At 48.4% G+C, this 21215-nt stretch carries 14 protein-coding genes; 9 read left to right on the top strand and 5 right to left on the bottom strand.

Annotated features, from left to right (window positions below):
- Nucleotides 1-98: 98 nt before the first annotated feature.
- The gene (locus QUA62_RS11095; RefSeq protein WP_333403953.1) at nucleotides 99-3101 is read right to left on the bottom strand and encodes a pentapeptide repeat-containing protein; all 3003 of its coding nucleotides are present in this window, start codon (nucleotides 3099-3101) and stop codon (nucleotides 99-101) included.
- Nucleotides 3102-3398: 297 nt separating this feature from the next.
- Here QUA62_RS11095 and rplU point away from each other — a divergent pair, with 297 nt between their 5' ends.
- Complete coding sequence (rplU, locus tag QUA62_RS11090; RefSeq protein WP_006634941.1) at nucleotides 3399-3791, top strand: 50S ribosomal protein L21; 393 nt, start codon at nucleotides 3399-3401, stop codon at nucleotides 3789-3791.
- Nucleotides 3792-3818: 27 nt separating this feature from the next.
- Nucleotides 3819-4118 (top strand): 50S ribosomal protein L27, encoded by a 300-nt coding sequence (gene rpmA, locus QUA62_RS11085; RefSeq protein WP_006634942.1) that lies wholly within the window; start codon nucleotides 3819-3821, stop codon nucleotides 4116-4118.
- Nucleotides 4119-4321: 203 nt separating this feature from the next.
- On the opposite strand, the gene thiS is transcribed toward rpmA, so the two are convergent.
- On the bottom strand, nucleotides 4322-4534 hold the full coding sequence (thiS, locus tag QUA62_RS11080) for a sulfur carrier protein ThiS (protein WP_333151696.1): 213 nt from the start codon (nucleotides 4532-4534) through the stop codon (nucleotides 4322-4324).
- Between the two features lie 97 nt (nucleotides 4535-4631).
- Nucleotides 4632-5714, bottom strand: a complete 1083-nt coding sequence (locus QUA62_RS11075) for a thiamine phosphate synthase (RefSeq protein ID WP_333403951.1) — start codon at nucleotides 5712-5714, stop codon at nucleotides 4632-4634.
- Nucleotides 5715-5987: 273 nt separating this feature from the next.
- On the opposite strand from QUA62_RS11075, the gene QUA62_RS11070 reads away from it, so the two are divergent.
- Nucleotides 5988-7811 carry a DUF1565 domain-containing protein gene (locus tag QUA62_RS11070; RefSeq protein WP_333403949.1) on the top strand — a complete coding sequence of 608 codons (1824 nt, stop codon included), beginning with the start codon at nucleotides 5988-5990 and terminating at the stop codon, nucleotides 7809-7811.
- Between the two features lie 659 nt (nucleotides 7812-8470).
- Here the strand turns inward: QUA62_RS11070 and QUA62_RS11065 are convergent.
- Nucleotides 8471-9148 (bottom strand): peptidoglycan-binding protein, encoded by a 678-nt coding sequence (locus tag QUA62_RS11065; protein WP_333403947.1) that lies wholly within the window; start codon nucleotides 9146-9148, stop codon nucleotides 8471-8473.
- 264 nt (nucleotides 9149-9412) lie between these two features.
- On the opposite strand from QUA62_RS11065, the gene QUA62_RS11060 reads away from it, so the two are divergent.
- The 3 genes from QUA62_RS11060 to QUA62_RS11050 all read left to right on the top strand — a co-directional run bounded on the left by QUA62_RS11060 (nucleotide 9413) and on the right by QUA62_RS11050 (nucleotide 15949).
- On the top strand, nucleotides 9413-11335 hold the full coding sequence (locus QUA62_RS11060; RefSeq protein ID WP_333403945.1) for an SdrD B-like domain-containing protein: 1923 nt from the start codon (nucleotides 9413-9415) through the stop codon (nucleotides 11333-11335).
- A gap of 659 nt (nucleotides 11336-11994) precedes the next feature.
- The gene (locus QUA62_RS11055; RefSeq protein WP_333403943.1) at nucleotides 11995-14583 is read left to right on the top strand and encodes an SdrD B-like domain-containing protein; all 2589 of its coding nucleotides are present in this window, start codon (nucleotides 11995-11997) and stop codon (nucleotides 14581-14583) included.
- A gap of 505 nt (nucleotides 14584-15088) precedes the next feature.
- The gene (locus tag QUA62_RS11050; RefSeq protein ID WP_333403941.1) at nucleotides 15089-15949 is read left to right on the top strand and encodes an SDR family oxidoreductase; all 861 of its coding nucleotides are present in this window, start codon (nucleotides 15089-15091) and stop codon (nucleotides 15947-15949) included.
- Nucleotides 15950-16566: 617 nt separating this feature from the next.
- Here QUA62_RS11050 and QUA62_RS11045 read toward each other — a convergent pair.
- A complete protein-coding gene (locus QUA62_RS11045) occupies nucleotides 16567-17595 on the bottom strand; it encodes a hemerythrin domain-containing protein (protein ID WP_333403939.1) in 1029 nt (342 codons plus the stop codon).
- 302 nt (nucleotides 17596-17897) lie between these two features.
- Between QUA62_RS11045 and QUA62_RS11040 the strand changes: the two genes are divergently transcribed.
- From QUA62_RS11040 to QUA62_RS11030, 3 genes are all read left to right on the top strand, one after another.
- Nucleotides 17898-19163: a pitrilysin family protein gene (locus QUA62_RS11040; protein WP_333403937.1), complete on the top strand. Its 1266-nt coding sequence runs from the start codon at nucleotides 17898-17900 to the stop codon at nucleotides 19161-19163.
- Between the two features lie 281 nt (nucleotides 19164-19444).
- Nucleotides 19445-20713, top strand: a complete 1269-nt coding sequence (locus QUA62_RS11035; RefSeq protein WP_333403935.1) for a pitrilysin family protein — start codon at nucleotides 19445-19447, stop codon at nucleotides 20711-20713.
- A 136-nt stretch (nucleotides 20714-20849) separates the two neighbouring features.
- Nucleotides 20850-21164: a helix-turn-helix transcriptional regulator gene (locus QUA62_RS11030; RefSeq protein WP_333403933.1), complete on the top strand. Its 315-nt coding sequence runs from the start codon at nucleotides 20850-20852 to the stop codon at nucleotides 21162-21164.
- Nucleotides 21165-21215: the final 51 nt, after the last annotated feature.

Below are 21215 nucleotides of genomic sequence, written 5' to 3'. Positions count from 1 at the left end.
CGGATTCTGGCGCCCACCCCACAAGAAAATTCACTCTTTGTGGAACAGGTCGGAAAGCCTGTTCATAAAAATGATACGCCAAGCCTGGAAAAATGTTTCTACTGCATTCCTAGCTGTCGCCTTAACGCTTCTGGAACATCAACGGCTGTATCCAAACCTCCAACATTTTCCCACTTTGTATTTTCATCCCATTTGACATCGCCAAAAGTGCGATCGCTGAGGTCTGCGCCGCTGAGGTCTGCGCCGCTGAGGTTTGCGCCACTGAGGTTTGCGCCACTGAGGTATGCGCCGCTGAGGTCTGCGCCGCTGAGGTTTGCGCCGCTGAGGTCTGCGCCGCTGAGGTATGCGCCGCTGAGGTCTGCGTGGCTGAGGTTTGCGCGGCTGAGGTTTGCGCTGCTGAGGTTTGCGCTGCTGAGGTTTGCGCTGCTGAGGTTTGCGCGGCTGAGGTTTGCGCGGCTGAGGTTTGCGCTGCTGAGGTTTGCGCCGCTGAGGTTTGCGTCCCAGAGGTATGCGCGGCTGAGGTTTGCGCGGCTGAGGTTTGCGCTGCTGAGGTTTGCGCCGCTGAGGTTTGCGTCGCTGAGGTTTGCGCCGCTGAGGTTTGCGCCGCTGAGGTTTGCGCCACTGAGGTTTGCGCCGCTGAGGTTTGCGCCACTGAGGAATCTCCCAACTGTTTGGAGAAAGCCAGAATTCCCAATACAATAGCTATAACCTATGAGACGCAACAACCGACTTGCATCGTCAAGTTTACTTTCAGCATTAGGTTTCCCGGAAGGATAAAAAACCATTTTGTCTTTGAATTCAGGTGTCTTCTGACCGTAACGGTGCCACTCCAACAGCAAAATCATCACATTCAAACCAGCATAAACATCTATTTGTCGCTGTCCCAATTCTTGGGTTTTCAATTGATCTCGCAGTAGGCGCATCTTCTTCTGAGGCAAACTTTCCGGCAGCATATCAATAAACTCTCCCTCGCACCACCGCAAATAAAAACCCTCCAGACGCTGGAATAACTCCACAGGGCGAAACAGACGTTCTTCCCCTGCAACAGCCGGAGTTGTTAACAACCCCATCAAATATTCCACAATTTCTCCCGTCAGCGGCCCATAACCCAATAAATCATAAATCTCCCACTCCATCTGAGAGTCTTGAGTATTAAATCCTCTACCTTTCTTTCCCGGTTCCGTCCACTCTTGCAAACTTTCTTTCAACCGTTCCGCACACAGAAATTCACCAAAACTCTTGTGTACAAACTCTACAGAACCTTCTTTGCTGCCTTGCTGAAAATAAAAAACCGCCAAAGCATTTCTTAGAGGATTGTCGCCAATCCGTTTTTGTGCTTCTTCAAGTAATGCTTTAACCGAGTTGTCTTCTCTCAATCGTTCCTCAATCATCGCTACAGGAGCGCATTCTCCTCCCGATTGCACCACGCACAACCCTGCTTCTGTCAGGATGCGCCGCAAATCCTCTGTTTCCAGTTCGGTCAAATTGCGATTGAGCAATTTAGACCGCTGTTCAGTGAGTACCCAATTCACAGCTTGGTTGTAAATCAAAATTTTTGCTTGAGTGCTGTTAGTTCCTTGAAAATCCTCAACTTTCAAGATTTTGTCCCGGTGCATTGCCGCTAAGAGATAAAGCAAGAGCGGCTCTCGCGACAGTTCTGATTTTACATTCTCTGGACAGCATTCATCTTGCAAAAAATGCTGAAAAGCAGAGGTTTTTTCCGCCCCAAATTGGGCTTCCCACTTGCTCAACCACTGTTGCTGTAGTCCGTCATCCATTACCTGAATTTCGACTCGTTCCAGGTTATCTGGCATTTGCCTTTCAATCCCTTGCAAAGCTAAAGTTCTGCCAGTAATCAAAACCCGATGCCCCATTTCCGAATTCTGATCGCAGTCCCGCTGAAATTGTCCTACTTGCTTGAGAAATTGCTCTAAACCGCCGCTGCTTCTCCCCTCCATCAGCAACTCATCAAAACCATCCAAGAAAAACAAATATCGTGTGTTTCGATCCGTCAACCAGCCGTCATCGCTAGCAAAACCAGTATTAACAGATTCTTTTAGCGTTTCTCGAAAACTCTTTTGCAATATGGGAATATCTCGCAGTCGAATTAACACGGGCGTCCAAATTGGATACAGATGTTGCCGCACCCAGTCAGCAAACATCCGACAAAAAACGCTTTTCCCGCGTCCGGGCCCAGCTTCGACAAACATTACCCGATTTTTTTTCTTTTCATCCTCAAGGAATTGCTTTGCCCAAGTTGGTAAATCGAAAACTTCTGCATCATTTATGGGCTTGCCATTTTTATTAATTGCCTTTGCCTTCAGAGGGACGTAGATATCCTTGAATGAGAAATTTTCTGTAAATACGGGTTGTAGCGGTAGAGAGGCAATCTGTTCTTGCAGGTAGTTGTCAATGCTGTGATATTTCTCCTGTTCCTTCCGCCATTCGCTGATAGAAGGCTGTCCAAGATGTTTCATTGCTTCGCCGGAAACGGCCCAAGCTTGGATCAAATAGCGGTGAGTATTAGCAGCAACTCTCTTTGTCAAAATTTGAGCTTTCTCGGCCTTCAGTCCGGCTTGTTGCAGCCGCTGTGACAGCACTAGGTTGAATTCCTTAGCTAATATCGAATCGCGGAAGCAAATAACAGTTTTTGTGACTGCTTGATCCGGATCGTTATCGTTAAATTCTAAATCTGCCAGTTTTTTAAGCAACTGCTTAACTCCATCAGAAACCGGAGTTTGCCCGATGCGATTTAACAAACTTGCGTCTTTTGCAAGAAACTCCTTAAAACTTTCCAGATAAGCCGCCTGACTGACGAGGAAAATGCAATCAGCTAAAGTCGGCTGCTGTTGAGTTTTTTCAATAAAAAACGCCAGCATTTTCGCCGCAATCCCGACAAATGGCAATCCAGTTCCCACAACTTGAGCTAAGGGAGAGTTCAAAACCTCTAGCAGCAAGTTGCTATTGTCCAGCCCTTGTTCTTTGAACATTTTTGCCAATTCGGCGGCTGTTTTCCCAGCTTCTCCGATTCCCTCCGCTGCGTCGGCGGAAAACAGTTCTTTGATATCAGTATTTAAGAATTTCCCGATGCGATTTGCCATTTTTACCTGCCGCCTTTGAGAAGAGAGAATCCGAGAAAATCTACATTTAACTCTGTAAGCATTCCGTAGTTCGTCGCCACAAATCGGTTCTCAAACTAACACTTAGAAAAGATTAAGTTTCTTTTACCTTGACAAAACTCCAATAATCCGCAATAATAGTAGATTGTCTGTCTAAATCCGGCTCGGATCAGGTTAAGACATTCCAAAAGCTGGAGAGCAGTCAGCAGTCAAAAGTCCACAACGACCAATGACCAATGACTCATCAGCTACCTGTACGGCAATTTCAACCACCATCCCATGACTTACGCAATCATTGAAACCGGCGGCAAACAATTTCGGGTAGAACCAGGCCGCTTCTACGACATCGAACTGCTTCACGTTGAAGCTGAATCCAAAGTCACCATAGACAAAGTATTTCTGATCCAGCACGAAGGCGAGGTTCATATCGGCCAGCCTCTACTAGAAAATGCCACTGTAGAAGGAACGGTTCTCCGGCATTTCCGGGGCCGCAAAGTCCTCGTCTACAAGATGCAGCGGAAAAAGAAAACTCGGAAGAAAAAAGGGCACCGTCAAGAAACAACTCGCTTCATGATTGACTCGATTAGCGTCAACGGTACAGTCTTAGCCGCCAGAGACTTAACTGCAGCAGTTGTGGAAACCCCCCAAACCGCCGAAACTGATTCAGAATAAAAAATAGTAAATACAGTTGAGGATATTATGGCCCACAAGAAAGGTACAGGCAGTACACGTAACGGACGCGACTCTAATTCCCAGCGTCTGGGTGTCAAAAAGTACGGCGGTCAAGTTGTCCGAGCAGGCAACATTTTGATCCGTCAGCGCGGCACCAAATTTCACCCTGGTAACAATGTAGGTATCGGCAGAGATGATACTCTGTTTGCCATGATTGACGGTGTGGTGACTTTTGAAAGAAAAGGGAAAACCCGCAAGAAAGTCAGCATTTATCCTGTTGTAGCAGCACCTGTGGCTGAACCAGTGGCTGAAGCTGTCGCAGTTTAGTTTTATGGTTCCTAGGTTCGGCAGATTCCTGACAACTTAGCGTAGAACCGATAGTCCGACAGGGGTTGAAACCCCTGCCTCAAAGCTAAAGTCCTCGCTATGAGGACTGAAGAACTTATTAGTCCTCTTGAGAGGACTTTAGCTATTAGCCAGGGAATTCATTCCCTGGCGGACTAGAGGCTTAATTTGTCACCAATTTGTGGCTAGCCTCCCCCGACAATTGTGACAATTTCTAAGATGTCACCCTCTTGCATTTGTGTAGTTTCCCAAAATTGTTTGTGCAGAATTTCCCCGTTGTACTCTACAGCCACCAAGCGCGGGTTTAATCCCAATTGTTCTAGTAATTTTGGTAACGGTGTGTCGATCGCACAATTGCGGGTTTCTCCGTTAACTTGCAGCGCAATTTGATTTATCATCAGTAAAATATCTGTTTTCAGGGCGGGTTTTGTAACAAAATTATATTTGATGCACACATTTCCTGTGCTAAACCCGCCCTACAAATCCCCAATCAACCTAGTTTTTTCCGTGCAAAGCTTTCTGAGCTTTCAGATTCTGCATCCGAATCAACTGCGAGATGAAAAACTGCGTGACTAAAGTAGGCTGTTCTGCTTCCATAATCGCGCGTACTGCGGCAACCCTTTGAGCTCCGGCATTCAATACTTCATCGAGGTTGTTGATATCAATTCCGCCGATCGCAAACCACGGAATCGGCGACTTATCAGCAGCATACCGCACATAATCCAAACCCGCAGCCTGTTTATCAGGTTTAGTAGGAGTGGAGTAAACCGGCCCAACTCCAATGTAGTCGGCTCCCTCTTCAATAGCTCGCTGCATTTCCTCGCCCTTCGTAGTAGAACGACCGATGATGCGTCCGGGGCCGAGCAACTTGCGCGCTTCCGCCACAGGCAAATCTTGCTGTCCTAAGTGTACGCCGTCAGCACCCGCTGCGATCGCAAAATCCACGCGATCGTTCACAATCAGCAAAGCATCGTAGCGGTGACAAAGTTCGCAAAGCTTGCGCGCGTTAGCCAGCTTTGCGCCGTCGTCTGAGTTTTTGTCGCGGTACTGCACCAAAGTCAGTCCCCCTTGCAAAGCAGCTTCCACGACTCCGAACAAATTGTCTCTGGGGGAAGTTACAAGGTATAACTGCGATCGAAGTAACTGCTGGTAGCGCCGGTAAGCCAGCAAATTGCTTTCGAGAGTATAAACCCGATAGCGCATCTGCTTAAAAGCCGCCCCCATATTCCGATCGTAAATTTTGCCATACTCTTCGAGTACCCGCAGAGCTTCTTCCACCCGACAGAAATTCGCCTCCAGTAGCTGCTGGATGCTCGAACGCTGCTCTTCCTGCGGGTGAGTCAACTCCGTACCCGGATCGGCCGGCGTATCCCTAGCACTGCGAAGTTCTGCGACGTGCCAAGCAGCCAATTCTTGACGCAGTTGCTTGCACTCGCCAGCTAAATCCGCGTTGTTGAGACCAAACCTGCACCATTCTTCAATAATTCTCAACCCTTCGCGCGAGCGATCTAAATTTGCATCTAAGATCCGGCAGAGGGCTGGCTGTGCCGGTAAAGTTCTGTTTTGTTTGTCGGTCATTCAGAACCACCCTAATTATAATTAATTTTACCAGTCAAACCGCTACATTGTCCCACGCCGTATAGATTCTAGTACAGCGATCGGCTTAATTTTGGCATCAACCGATTTAATTCAGACAAATTTTTAAGTTTTATTGAATTTGAGAAAAACGAAGCATAATAGATCAAACTTGATGAGAGTGAAATCGTTAAGCTGCATACCACACTTGGGAGGAGAGCCGTGAGGTTAGCAGAACAACACAAAAGATTAAGGGAGAACAACCCAAACAGGCGGGTGAAATCAAAGTTCGATCGCGAAAACCCGATACGAAACACCGGAGGCGAAACTCGGATCACAGATAAGTTGCGTTTTTTTATGCTGATGTACTCACAACCGACCAGGCGCAAAGAAAAGCGATCGCAAAACAAAGGTTTGAGTTCTTGCCTTCTGCTCGTTTTTGCGATGACCGCCCTTTGCAACCATCAACCGTCAGTTATCGCAGCCGGGATACCGGGAGTGCAGCTACTTTCTCAGACCCTGCAGAGCGACATTAACATACTGTACGTCAGCTCGACAGGCGGCAGCGACACGGGGGGCAACGGCAGCGATCGAGCTCCGTTTAAAACCCTTACCTACGCCTTAAGCGTGGCGCCGCCCAAAACAGCGATTTTGCTAGCGCCCGGTACTTACAGCGAGCAAACCGGCGAAAAATTTCCATTAATGCTCAGGCCCAGCGTGACAGTTCAGGGAAATCCCAACACTCGGGGTCAGAATATTGTCATCAAAGGCGGAGGATACTTTATCAGTCCGACTTCTGCAGGTCAAAATATCGCGATTTTAGGCGCAGACGGGGCGGGACTCAGCGGGGTGACGGTGACGAATACCAACGATCGCGGTTACGCTTTGTGGATCGAATCGAGTTCTCCAACGGTTGTCAACAATACTTTTTCTGGCAGCACTCACGACGGCATTTCGGTAGTGGGTACTTCCAGGCCGACGATTGGCGGGAATGTTTTCTCGAAAAATGGAGCTAACGGCATTACGATTTTTGGCAGTTCCCAGCCGGAAGTTCGAGATAATGTGTTTGAAAACACGGGATTTGGGGTGAATGTAGCGCAGAACGCTTCGCCTCTGCTCATCGGTAACAAAATTACTCGCAATAAGGACGGCGTGGTGGTGCAAGCTAATGCTAGACCTGTGCTGCGTAACAATTATATCGAGAGTAACCGGCGGGACGGAATTGTGGCGATCGCGAGCTCTCTGCCGGATTTGGGAACTGCCGCCGAACCGGGGGGCAATGTCATTCGCAACAACGGGCAGTACGATGTGAACAATGCGGCCAAAGGTCAAGTAATCCCAGCTTACGGCAATCAATTATTGAGCAGCCGGACGACGGGCTCGGTTGATGTGGCGGGAACTTTTACCCCCCCGCCAATGGGGGGAAGTGCTTTGCAGCTAAGGGCCGATCGACCTCCCAGCATCGGTGGCCCAGACACTTCTCTCCCGGTTTACACTCCCGGCCGGCTAAGTCCCAGAAGTGAAAGAGCGCCACTTCCCCCGCCTGCGCCCGTTTCAAGGCGACCGGTGCAAAATCGACCCGCACCGCGAAGCGCTGAGTTGCGGCAAGAGCTTTCTCCGAGGAACGCCGCTGGTTCATCGGTAGTCCAAGGGGCGATCGCAATTCCCGTGCCCGATCCCAGTTTTCGATCGGTTTCGGAAATTTCGGTACAGCAACCAATGATTCCTCCCAATTTTGATAGTTCGAGTTCGGTTTCTTCCGAGGGTAGATTGCCGGTTCCGGGCCGCAACATTCCTATCGGAAGGGGCGGCTATGTACCTGCACCTTTAGGGGGGAATTCTTTGCCCGATTCCCGGGAGAATTCGCCGTCATTCGATCTACCGTCTGCTTTGGGTTTGCGCTATCGAGTTGTGGTGGATACCGACAGGCCCGGCGATCGACAAAAAATGCAAGCCCTGGTTCCGGGTACTTTTCGCTCTTTTTCCAGCGGGCGATCGGTGATGCAAGCCGGTGCTTTTCGGGAACTCGAAAAAGCTGAGGAATTGCTACAAATGCTCAGCACTAACGGTTTGAATGCTCGAATTGAGGAGATTAAATAGTTATTGGAAATTGGGCATTGGGCATTGGGCATTGGGCATTGGGCATTGGGCATTGGGAATATCCTTTCCGGCTAAGCTGTTCGGCATTTAAAGGAGCTTAACCAATAACCAATAACCAATAACCAACAACAAAATTTTAGGGCCTAGCATATCGGATGCCAGACCCTAAAAAGTTTGTAAATTAAGTTGATTCAAGTGGGTTTTTAGCTCTGCTGAGTTTCAGCCAACTACAACTAAGGTGGACTTTTTTGCAACTACTCTGTAGACGAGCTAGCTATCAGCGGAGTCTATTCAGACTTCTGTGTTTGACTGTTGTGCGATCGCAACTTTTGATTAATCCAATAGCCTCAAGCTATCTAACAAATCCGGATCGCAATATCAACCTTTTTTTGCTAATAAGCTACACGGTTCAGGCGTTGCCTGCGGACTAGAGCCGAGCGGGACAAATACTCTAATTCCAAATTTTTTATCCAAGTTTTTTGTGCTTCTTGGTTTTGCCCCTCATGTTTTTAAGTTAACACCAACTGCGCGCATAAAAACACTTTGTTTACCAAAGTTGACACTTTTTGATGTGATGAAATACTTCCAAAAGCGATTATTAACAATTTGTACGATCGCCAGAGCGCGCAACGTGCATACCCGGCACTTTTCGCTCGCTGTCAACGCAGCAGAGCTTCCCAAGTTGCGCGACCAACAATGCCGTCTGCTGGCAGTTGATATTGTCGCTGAGCCGCCTTGACAGCAGCTTGAGTTTCCGGACCGAACACGCCGTCAGCACTCACCCGCAAAAATCCCTTGGCCCGCAGCCGTTCTTGCAAATCTCTGACTGCCGCCCCCCGCATTCGTCTTCTCAAAACCGGAAAATTAGTTGGCTGCGCTTGGGGGTTAATCTCTGAGTTGTCGGTAGTTGTAGGATCGTTGGCGATGGGGTTTTCGATCGCGCTCGGAGTCGCAGGAAACAGCCGGTTCCAAGTATCTTGACCGACTATGGCGTCGGGAGGCAGACCTGCTGCTTCCTGGAACTGAGACACAGCTCTAGCGGTGCTTTGGGAGAAAATCCCGTCTACAGTGTCAGGGTAAAAGCCCAATAATTTAAGAGCAGCTTGGAGTTCGATCACTTCGGAGCCGCGGCTGCCCAATTTGATTGCGGGGCGGACGATCGCACCTGTTTGAGCGATCGGGCTATTAATTTTACCTTGTTCGGAGGTAGGTAGCTGTGCGGCAGCAGGAGTAGAGGCGATCGATCCTATTACAAATAAACCGCACAAACTCCAGCCGAAGAGCAAACTCGGAACCTCGCGGGCTTCATTCCAGCTTGCTGTCAAGTTTTGGGACATTGGGAATTCGACCTCTGCAAAACTGGTAGCGATCGTACATCAAATCTGGAAAAAATTGGGAATTTCGGCATAGGGAATTGGGCATAAGGCATTAACTGATTCCCTGGCTATGCCTGCGAACCAGTTAAATCAAAACTCACAACTTTTCTCCCCTTCCCTTTCCTAAAAATAATTTCTCCCCTGAAATAGCTGCAATTGGCAAAAAAACTGCTAGATTGCCCTACAGAAAACATTGAACCGCGTTCATTGGGCCCCAGCAACACCATGTCCGAATCCAGAACCGCCAGCCAAATAGACATCGGCAACGTCAACATCGGGAACTTCCAAGTCGGCAGCATCAGCGGCACCAAATACAACGACCTCAACGCCAACGGCCGCCCTGATCCTGAAGAATTCCCAATTCCCAACTGGCAAATCTACCTCGACCTCAACAACAACAGCCAGCCAGAGTTTAACGAACCTTCCACTCTCACCAACCAGGTAGGCAACTACGTCTTCGCCAACCTGCCGCCGGGCACTTACCAAGTTAGGGAAGTCCAGCAGCCGAACTTTCGCCAAACTACCCCAAATCCCTCACCCATCACGATTACCAGCGGGACAAACGTTGGCAATATCAATTTTGGCAACAACTTCAACGCAGGGACGATCGCAGGCACAAAATTCAACGACATCAACAACAACAGCAGCCGAGATCCCGGGGAACAAGGGCTAGCTAACTGGCAAATTTACCTCGACCTCAACCGCAACAACAGGCTCGACGGCGGCGAACCTTTTACTTTTACAAACGTTGAAGGCAAGTACGCTTTTGTCAATATTCCCGCAAATACATATTTGGTGAGAGAAGTCCAGCAACCGGGTTTTCGCCAAACCACGCCTGACCCCGGCCCGGTTAACGTTACTTCTAACGCCACTGTCAACAACATCAATTTTGGCAATATCTTTTTTGTCGGCAGCATCAGCGGCTTCAAGTTCAACGACCTCAATGCCAACAGCGTCAGAGACGCGACAGACCCGCCTCTGACCAACTGGCAACTTTACCTCGACCTCAACGGCAACGGCAGCGTTGACCCGGGCGAACCCACCACCATCACAAACCCGCAAGGCAACTACACTTTTGCGAATGTTTCCCCGGGCCGGTATTTGGTGAGGGAAGTCCAACAACCAGGATGGGTACAGACTACGCCAAATCCAGGCCCGATCGACATAATCGGCACTACCAACGCTGTCGGCGTCAGTTTCGGCAACAATTTTCCTACCGGCAGCATCAGCGGCTTCAAGTTCAACGACTTCAACGCTAACGGTATCAAGGAACCGACGGAACCGACAGTTGCCAACTGGCCGATTTACCTTGACCTCAACAACAATGGCGCCCCAGATCCCAACGAACCTTCGACTTTAACAAACCCCCAAGGTAATTTCTCTTTTATCAATTTGCCTCAAGGCACCTATTTGGTCAGGGAAGTCCAGCAGCCCGGTTTTCGACAAACCACGCCAAATCCGACTCCCATCATCGTGGGCAACGGCACAAATGCCACTAATCTCAGCTTTGGCAATGTATTGGTAACGGGAACGATCAGCGGTGTGAAATTTAACGATGTTAACGCCAACGGCCGCCTAGATCCTGGGGAACCGCCGATCGCCAACTCTCCAATTTACATCGACCTCAACAACAACAGCAGTTTAGATCCGGGTGAAGCGAGTACCTTAAGCGATGTTCAAGGCAATTACAGTTTCCGCAACGTTCCGGTAGGTAGTTATGTTGTCCGCGAAGTTCCGCCGCCGGGTTTCATTCTAACGACTCCCCCTACGGTGGTTGTTGTCTCGGCAGATATTCGGGCTAGCAGCATCGATTTGGTGACGGGGAGAGATGCTGAGGGTTGCTCGGCTAAATCCGGGAATGGCGACCTGCTGACGGATGCCAGCAGCTATCCGGGGGAACCTGTGGGTAATATTGGGACGGATAGCTTGCTTTTGAGTTCGGCTCGTGATAGTAGTTATCAAATTAGTGATTTTGGGGTCGATCGACCTGTTGCCAATTTAGGCAATATTCCTAACTTTGGGCCACAGAATGTCGGTCTGGATACTCATGCACAAACCGGTGAATTTGTCAAGAAAAATGAATTAATTAAAGGGGCGATCGGGAACTCGGCCAGCACTGTGGGTGGAAGAGATTTATGGGTTATGTAGGGTGAGACAAAGCTCGATCGCCCGGAATCCCAAACCGCAGATAAAAATAACGAAGAGGTGAAAGGGCGATCGCGTGATACCCTATTGTTGGCAACCTCCAACACTCAAGCCTAAGTTCCGGCAACTCCGAAGCTGGCTTGTATATTGGTTGCAATATTCAGAGGCAGTAGCACATCTGTGAGTGAGAAACTAGCAGACAGTCCCCCCAACCCCGATCGGCGTATTTCCAGGCAAAGCAAGTCATATCAAGCCAGGTAGCTCGATCGATACTGGGAAAGCTGTCCTTGCAATCCCAGAGGAGGCGATCGTCTAGGACAGCTTTCCCAGGACGAACAAGAACAATGCAGCCGGACTTGATATCAGGGGGGAGAAGTCAGTCTTAGGCTTTTTAAAGCTGGAAACCGCAAGTATGTACGGACAGAGAAGGTGTGCAAATCCTGAAGATGTTGCCCTCAAATTGCCAGGGTTCTTCAAAACCTGATATACTTGCCAGCGACAAAGCTTGAGGCATTGTTGTGTGAAATGGGAACATTACCTCAAGTGCAGACGTATGTAAAATCGAGTAGCGGTTGTCAGCTATTAGTAAAAACTACTCAGCAAGTTACAACCCATACAGTAGTCTGTAATTTACGTGGATTTAGGTGTGAAGGAGAGAAATCATGGCTTCAATTAACGAAGAGCAAGAGCGCATTGCCCAGCAATTACAGCCAGTTGTGGTTGGGAATGCTGGCCCGGCAATTTTAGGAACCAAGTTCAATGACCTGAACCGAGATGGGGTCAGACAGCCCAATGAACCAGGTCTTCGGGATATCCCCATCCTCCTCGAATCAGCAACAAGCAGCAACGGTGTATTTAATGCTGGTACTGGAGAACTCTCAACCACGACGGACGCTAACGGCGCGTTCTCATTCATAAATCTTGTCCCTGGCAATTACGTACTCACCGAAACGCAACTACCTACTGGTTTCACCGCTACTACTCCCAACCCCCTTGCTGTCACTCTTGGAAACACAAATGTCAACGTTTTCTTTGGCAACGCGGGAGTTCCACCAGTTACAGGCAGTCGTATCGTAGGATGCAAATACTTAGACATAGATGCCGACGGCTTCCGAGATGGGAATGAACCGGGGATTAAAAATGTCAGGATATATATTGATTCAAATGGCAACGGTCAACGCGATGCAGAGGAACAGAACACTTTAACAGACAAAAATGGTGCATGGTCGTTCAACGTATTACCCGGAACCTACAAGATTCGGGAAGAACGGATCAGACGACAGATTAATCCTGTTACCGGACTAGAAGTTAATGCTACGGACGCAGAACCCTTAGAAACACAAGATTTTCCCCAAAGCACTCCCCCCGGCAACGTTCCCCTACTGGACGTGACGGTAGCAGCAGGTCAAACCTTTGCCTGCGCTCAAGTTGGCGATACTCCGCTCTATCAAATTGAAGTTAACAAATTTCGAGACATAGACCGCAGCGGAACGCGAAATGTTGTTAGTGGAGTATTGGAACCCCCCATTGCCCGAGTACCGTTTATTTTAGATGTGAACGCGAACGGTCGCTGGGATGGAGCAGGCTCCGAACCGATAGCCATCACAGATGCGAACGGAGTAGTTATCTTCAAGGATTTGCGAGCTGGCGATTACAGAGTGTTGGAAATTTTTCCAAGTGTACTGCCTGCAGAAGTAGGTGGCGGTGCCCCAGGAAACCTCAATGCTCCAGTAGCAACAACTCCAAACCCCGCTCTGGTTTCGGCACCAGGGCCGCAGGCACGATTCCAGGGTACGATCAGCAGAGAGCAACCAATCTTAGTAACAGACACAACCTACACGCTGAAGCCAAACGACCCTAAATTTGTAGACTCCAACCGCGACGGCATTCAACAACCAGGTGAAAGATCGATCGCCACCACTGGTGAGCGGCCGATTTTTGCAGCGCCAGTTACAACTTTACCAGCGCCCAACCCATCGCCATCACTTATCTTTACTCCTGTGGGAGCAACTCAGGGTATTGGCAACAATGCCGGTGTGGGCAACACTCGACCGAACATCAATGTCTTCAAATACAATGACCTGAATGCCAATGGTCGCTTTGAACCAACTCAGGGTGAAGCGCCAATTAGCGGTGTCACTGTCTTCCTCGACACCAATAACAATGGCACTCCCGACACTGGAGAACAGCAAATCCAGACAAATGCCCAGGGTAGAGGAGCCTTTACCAACTTGCCAACAGGCAACTATGTCGTTCGAGAAGTTGCACAGCCCAATTTCTCTCCTTCTACAGCCGATCGCGTCGATGTGACCCTCAGCACTCAGGACGCCAACATTACCTTTGCCAACACACCCAACAGCAACATCACCGGTTGCAAGTTTGAGGACTTTAACCTGAACGGTTATCGAGATGGTAACGAACCAGCTATTCCTGGTGTCACCATTGCGATCGATACCAACCGTGACGGTGTGTTGCAAGCAAATGAACCCACTACTACCACCGATCAGTTTGGTACTTTTGCATTCACCAATTTGCGCCCTGGCAATTACAGCGTTCGGGAAGTAACACCTTCTGGCTTCTTCAAAACGACTCAACCGCTGGATATTGTTCTCGGTGCAAATCAAACCTTTACTTGTGCTTTGGTGGGTAACTCTCGCCGCTATGACCTGTCGGTTCCTAAATTCCGAGATGACAACCGCAACGGTATACGGGATGCAAACGAACCGCCCCTGGAAAATATACCATTTACCTTGGATTTGAACAATAACAACCGCTACGATCCTGCTACCGAACCGCTGGTGAGAACAGATGCTAATGGTATTGCTCTGTTTCCTAATTTGTCCCCAGGCACCTACTCGGTTTTGGAAGTCTTCGATGCGAGCGTTAATAACCCGTTCCCAATCCCAACGGGACCGAATCCGGTTAACTTTAGCGTGCCGGGTCCTAACACAGCGCCTACGACGACTGCGACGCCCCCAGACGCATCGGGAATAGTAAGACTAAGCAGCCTCGATCTCGACGATCCTGTGACTGGTCAATCTCGGGAGGTGGCAACTGGTACCGATCCTCTGAATAACCCCGGCTCGGTTGCTCAATCTGTTACCCCTATTGACAGCTTGATCGCACCTCAGATTGCATTTAGCAGCTTGATTAACCCTGATGAGTCGAGAACGGCGAGTTCGCTGATTGTAACGCCCGACAATTTGGCTTTAGTCGATCCATTACTGTTTTTGGTAGCTCCTACAAAGTAGCTGTTCTGATGTTAAGTTGAGTCTCTAGTTTGAGACTCAGCAATTAGCAGCTAACTTTTTTTAAACTGCACGTCAAATCATGTTTTGGCGTGCTTTTTGCTGTTTTGACAACTATAACCTAAACTTCCCCCATACAAATGTACTAACAGTCCTAAAACTCTTACTCAACAAATGATGCAACTGTTGAGCTGAAAATTTGTACCCATTGATCGGCAATAGCTGACGCAGGATCTCGCGCTCAATTGTTGTAGATTCAATATAATGACCGATCGCAAACAGATATCAATCATCTACATGGGTACACAATTTTTTACTCAACAATTGAAACCTTTGCGCTCGGATACTTTTGAGTCTTTGTAAGTATCTTTGCAGGGGGAAGTTCAGTATAACAATTGGTTTCGATCGCCCTAACTGTCTTTAGTGGTAGGGAACGATCGGCAAAAAGAGCGATTCCCCGCCTCAAGAAAACCTTTATTTATAGAGGTAGAACCTAGAGGAATATGTTATGCCAACTCAACAACAAACCAATCCGGCTCAACATCAAGACCAGCAACCCGGTATTGAATCACAAATGACTCCGCAACCTCAGTCCTTCGCGGAGGGCTATCGCGGTAGCGACAAATTGCGGGACAAAGTAGCCTTAATTACCGGCGGAGACAGCGGTATCGGGCGTGCAGTGGCGATCGCCTTTGCCAAAGAAGGCGCTAACGTGGTCATCAGCTATCTTAACGAAGATGATGATGCCAAAAAAACCAAAGAGGCGATCGAACAACAAGGTCGGCGCTGTATTGCGATCGCCGGCGACATCGGCGACGAAAACGTCTGTCAAAACCTTGTAGAACAAACCGTTAAAGAGTTTGGTAGCCTCGATATCCTCGTCAACAACGCCGCCGAACAGCATCCCCAAGAAAGCATTGAAGACATCACCGCCGAACAATTAGAGCGCACCTTCCGCACCAACATTTTCTCGATGTTTTATCTCACAAAAGCCGCTCTCAAACACCTCAAAGAGGGAAGTGCAATTATCAACACTACCTCTGTCACCGCCTATAAAGGCAATCAACAATTACTAGATTACTCCTCCACAAAAGGAGCAATTGTTGCCTTTACCCGCTCTTTGTCTCAAAGTTTAGCGGAGAAAGGAATTCGCGTCAATGGAGTCGCGCCCGGCCCGATTTGGACCCCTCTAATTCCTGCAACTTTCCCTGAAGAAAAAGTGGAGAAATTTGGTGCAGACACGGCATTGGGACGCGCCGGTCAACCCGATGAAGTTGCCCCCAGTTTCGTGTTTTTAGCTTCAAAAGATTCGTCTTACATGACTGGTCAAATTTTGCATCCCAACGGCGGATCTGTGATTAACGGATAGATTTGTCGCGACTTTAGATATAAATAACCGCATTTTTTGGCGGAGAATTTCACCCACAATCTCTGACTATAAGTCACAATCTAAATAAACCCGCCCCCACAATGACGTTACCTAGGGCGGGTTTATTCATTTTTTTAGTTATATTGAATCTGCTAGCATCATCGGGCGTAAAATTCAGTCAACAGCGAGGCCCCCTTAGCTTCGCCGAAGGATCAACAATCACGGACGGTGCAAGCGAAATTTATACAATTAATCTGCATTAATCTGTGTTGATATGCCGTCATCTGCGGAAAAAAAAAGAATTGGTGAACCGCAGATGACAAGGGATTGACGCTGATTCACGCACATGAAGAGAATAGATAGATGAATAATTCCGATGCAGCCATCCTAAATCATTTATGAATTTCTTACTCCCTCCCCTTGCCAAGGGGAGGGTTGGGGTGGGGTAAAAAATGTACGACTCCTGGAAGGATTGCTATAAGAGATTTGATATTAGTTTTTGAACATTGGTGACGTTTACACAAAACAGTAATCCCGCTACGTGGGTAGCGGGATTGATAGGTTGCAGTTTAGCTAGTTTTGAGCTCAGCTAGAGCTACAATTAGCTCGCTGCTGAATTAGCTCAGGTTAGCCATTTCTTGCTGGAGGGTGCTTTTGGCTGCTTTGAATTGAGTAGCCATTTGTTCCATTTGTGCTTCGCTCAAGTTGCGGCGAATTTGAGGGAACATATCGTTTTCTTCTTCTTTTACGTGATCTTGAACCGCTGCTTGGAGCTGTTTGATTTGGGCTTTGAAATCAGAAGAACTGGGGTCCATTGACTTAATCTTGGCGAGCATTTGCTTCATTTCTGCTTGCTCGTCGTACAGTTCTTGAGTGTTGTTGTAGTAGCTGCGAATTGCTGGGTAAACAATTTGTTCTTCGGCTTCGGCGTGAACGCTGAGGTCTTTGTAAAGTTGACCGAAGAATTCTTGCAGTTTTTGAGGATCGTCGGTGCTTGCGATTTCCATAAAGAGGGTATCGGTTTTGCGGTGATCCATTGAGATGATTTCGGTGATGTTCATCTCATCTTTGCTGCGGGTAACTGCACCGCCGATGATGCCGGTCATTGCTGCCATTGCATCTTGTACGCGAGCCCAAACGCCTTGGTCGGGGTCTTTGCCGGTCAGCTCGCGCACGCCCAAGATTTCCATAACTCCCTTGAGTTGCTCTTGGTGAGCGCGGTTTTCAAAGTTAACTGTGTTGAGGGGAGTAATGGCGGCTTCGATGTCGGCGCCGACTACTTGAGCAGCTTTGTGAATTAACAAACCGGCCATTGTTTGTTTGTGTTTGAGCAGTTCGTGCTGGGTGACTTTTTCAAACAGTGTCAGTTCAGAACCTTCCATGAGTTTCTGAACTTCTTCAATCATTTTTGCACTGGTTTCTTTGGGCTCAGCTTGAATGCCGTATTGCACGATCGTAGTTTCTAATACGCCCAAGTTTTTGCGATCGTCTTCGAGCATATCCCGGAAGCGCTGGGCTAGTTCGGAGTCGTTGCAGGAATTGATGAACAATTGCTCGTTGGCGATCAACAGGTTTTGCAGCGCTTTCATGTCTGCTAATTTAGTGGCGATCGCTTGGCGCTTGGTATCTTCTAGGGTAGCTACCATCTGTCGTTTCTCCTCTCAATGTCTTTAGTGTTCTTACATCTCTTAATTTATTGATATATTCTGATAACATCCTCTTTCTCCCGACTGATTCATTAATATCCCGCGCAACCTATTGACTTTTGAGCAAAAAAAGGGTAAGTATTTGAGACTGCTTGAAAAAAAGCAAAAAGCAAAAAACAACAGATGAGTAAGGATGAATGGCAGATGAGTGATGATTTCTGTATCAATTAATCCCGATCGCATAGCTGTAAAGCGCTACCATAGTTGCAGCCGAAGTTAACTAAAGTTTAAGAATAACTAGCTTGTCTCAACTGCTCACTGCTTTAGAGTTCCCAGCCAATGTCTGGAAGCTGAATAATGGGTTAACGGTCATTCACCAGCGGATTTCGGCCACACCGGTGGTCGCGCTAGACGTGTGGGTGAAAGCTGGCGCTACGCTGGAGCCGGATTCTTGGTCGGGAATGGCTCATTTTCTAGAACACATGATATTTAAAGGGACGGATTCGATCGCCCCGGGAGAATTTGACCAGGTAATCGAAAATCGCGGCGGTGTCGCCAACGCAGCTACAAGTCACGACTACGCGCATTTTTTCGTCAACGCTGCGGCTGATTATTTAGCAGAAACAGCGCAGCCGCTGGCAGAATTGCTGCTGCGGGCTTCGATTCCAGATCTGGAATTCGATCGCGAGCGAGATGTGGTGCTCGAAGAAATCCGTCAAGCTCAAGACGATCCCGATTGGCTGGGTTTCCAAGCCATGATGGAAACAGTTTACCAGCGACATCCCTACAGGCGATCGGTATTGGGCACGGAAGAACTGCTGATGTCGCGAACTCCCCACGAAATGCGCTGTTTCCACCGATCGCACTATCAGCCGGAAAATATGACTGTGGTGGTAGTCGGGGGAATTGATGAACAACAGGCTAGAGATATTACGGGGAAAGCTTTCGAGCAGTTTTCCGATCGGTGGGATTGTCCCAAATTAACCGCAGAGGCGGAACCGCCACTGATAGAAATTCGCCGTCAGGAACTCTGTCTCCCCCGATTGGAACAAGCGCGGCTGATGATGGCCTGGACGGGCCCGGGAGTTGAACACTTGCAAAGTGCTTGCGGTTTGGATTTGCTGTCGGTGTTGCTCGCACACGGGCGGACTTCGCGTTTAGTCAGGGAACTGCGGGAAGAATTACAATTGGTAGAGGCGATCGACAGCACTTTCTCGCTGCAACGGGAATCGAGTTTATTTACTATAAGTGCAGTCTTGGACGCGAAAGATATTGAACAGGTGGAATCTCGGATTTGCGATCGACTTTGGCAATTGCAGTCTGAGCCGGTTTCCGAGGTAGAATTGCTCCGCTGTAAGCGTTTGCTGTGCAACGATTTTGCTTTCTCGCTCGAGACGCCGGGACAGCTCGCCGGTCTTTACGGATATTACAATACGATCGCCACTGCGGAATTAGCGCTCAGCTATCCCACCAGGATTAAAGCATTTGGGCCCTTAGACCTCCAGCGCCTGGCTCAACAATATCTCTCTCCCCGACGCTATACGGCCGTCGTACTCAAACCAATCTAATTGGTAAACGGGTGAAAATACATATATTTTTGGTACCGGAGAGATGTTCGGCATTTGTCCGGGGTTCTTTGTGCTTGTGGCACACCCTACGCGATAGATGTTGTTACATTTAGATGTTGGGGGTCAGGCCCTGCCCGGTATGACATCATACAAGATCCGCATGGAAAATAGAAAAATGGCAATCAAGTAATTACCAATTACCAATTACCCATTACCAATTACCCATTTTCAATTACCAATACTTCAGCTACTCTCAGTACAAGTTCCCAACTAAATTAACCATGAAAAATGAAATCCAGCGCACGGTTTTAGACAACGGTATTGTTGTCTTAGCAGCAGAAAATCCAGCAGCGGATATTATTGCAGCCAGGATATTCCTGCGGGCCGGCAGTCGCTACGTGCAGCCGGAACAAGCAGGATTGTGTCATTTGCTGTCGGCGGTAATGACTAAGGGAACCGATCGCCTGTCTTCGCGGGAAATTGCCGAGCGTGTAGAATCGGTGGGAGCGAGGTTGAGTGCCGACTCTACTACAGACTATTTTTTAGTGAGTTTGAAGACAGTTTCTGCGGATTTTGAGGAGATTTTGGAGTTGGCGGCGGAATTGACCCGATCGCCCAATTTCCCGGAACCTGAAGTCGAACTCGAACGGCGCATTGCCATATCGGCAATTCGATCGCAACAAGAACAGCCATTTGCGATCGCCTTCGAGCAATTGCGGCACTCGATGTACCAGGAACACCCCTATGCTTTCTCTCCCTTGGGCACGGAAGCTACTATGTCAAAGCTCACCAGAAACGAGCTCGAACAGTTCCACAAAACCTATTTCCGTCCCGATAATGTAGTTATTGCTGTAGCCGGCAGAATATCGACCGAAGATGCGATCGCCCTGATCGATCGAATTTTTGGAGACTGGAAAGCGCCTTTAACACCCTTACCAACTTTAACCGTCCCCCCTCTGTCACCCTCCCCTGAATCGGTCGTTACGGCGCAAGATACGCAGCAATCAGTGATTATGCTGGGCTACCTCGCACCCTCTGTCAAAAATCCCGACTATGCAGCGATTAAGTTGCTAAATACTTATTTGGGTAACGGTTTGTCGAGCCGGTTGTTTGTGGAATTGCGGGAAAAGCGGGGCTTGGCTTACGACGTTTCCGCGCTCTACGCGACACGCTTGGACACGGCTCAGTTTGTCGTGTACATGGGTACTGCGCCGGAAAATACGGCGACTGCTTTTGAAGGATTGCGCGCAGAAGTCGATCGACTCGCCAACACCGAACTAAGCGAGGAAGAATTGCAAGCTTGCAAGAATAAAATGCTCGGTCAATATGCTTTAGGAAAACAAACTAATTCGCAAATTGCCCAAGTTTTAGGCTGGTACGAAATTTTGGGATTGGGAATTAAATTTGACCAGCAATTTCAAGAAGAAATTGCACAGGTGACAGCTTCACAAGCGCGGGATGCTGCTAAGAAATATTTTGTAGAACCGTATGTTTCTTTGGTCGGCCCGGAGGCAGCGATTACAGAGTTGGGTGTAGCGGCTGTTTGTTGAGTAGGAAATTGGCGATCGAACTTTTCAAAAGTTCGATCGGTTTAGTCAAGAAGCACGCATAGAGGCTGGTGTGATTGTCAGACACTTGCAGCAAGGTGAAAGTCTCGTAATGCCTCATTTATAGAGGACTAATGTTATGGATATTTCAAAAAAGAAGCGTCTAGAAGATAAATGCTGGAAGATTGGATCGGGCTCGGAATTCTTAGAACTTTCACCAGAGGAATCGATCCTAATTGACATTAAGTTAGCTCTCATTCTTAATCTCCAAGAACGTCGGCAAATATTGATGACACAGGCAGAGTTGGCTGAGAAAATCAACTCCAGCCAACCTCGTATTGCCAAAGCTGAAAATGGCGACGATTCGGTTTCAATTGAACTGTTAATACGCGCAATCCTGGCAACAGGTGCAACGCCTCAAGATATAGGGCAAATTATTGCTCAAGTAGGATAGACAGATCGATAACTAACCCACTATACTATTAGCGTATACCTCCGTTCCGGT

Source organism: Microcoleus sp. MON1_C1 (assembly GCF_036701945.1).
Taxonomy (GTDB): Bacteria; Cyanobacteriota; Cyanobacteriia; order Cyanobacteriales; family Microcoleaceae; genus Microcoleus.
The sequence above is the reverse complement of the archived record's forward strand: the minus strand, read 5'-3'. Positions and strand labels throughout refer to the sequence as shown.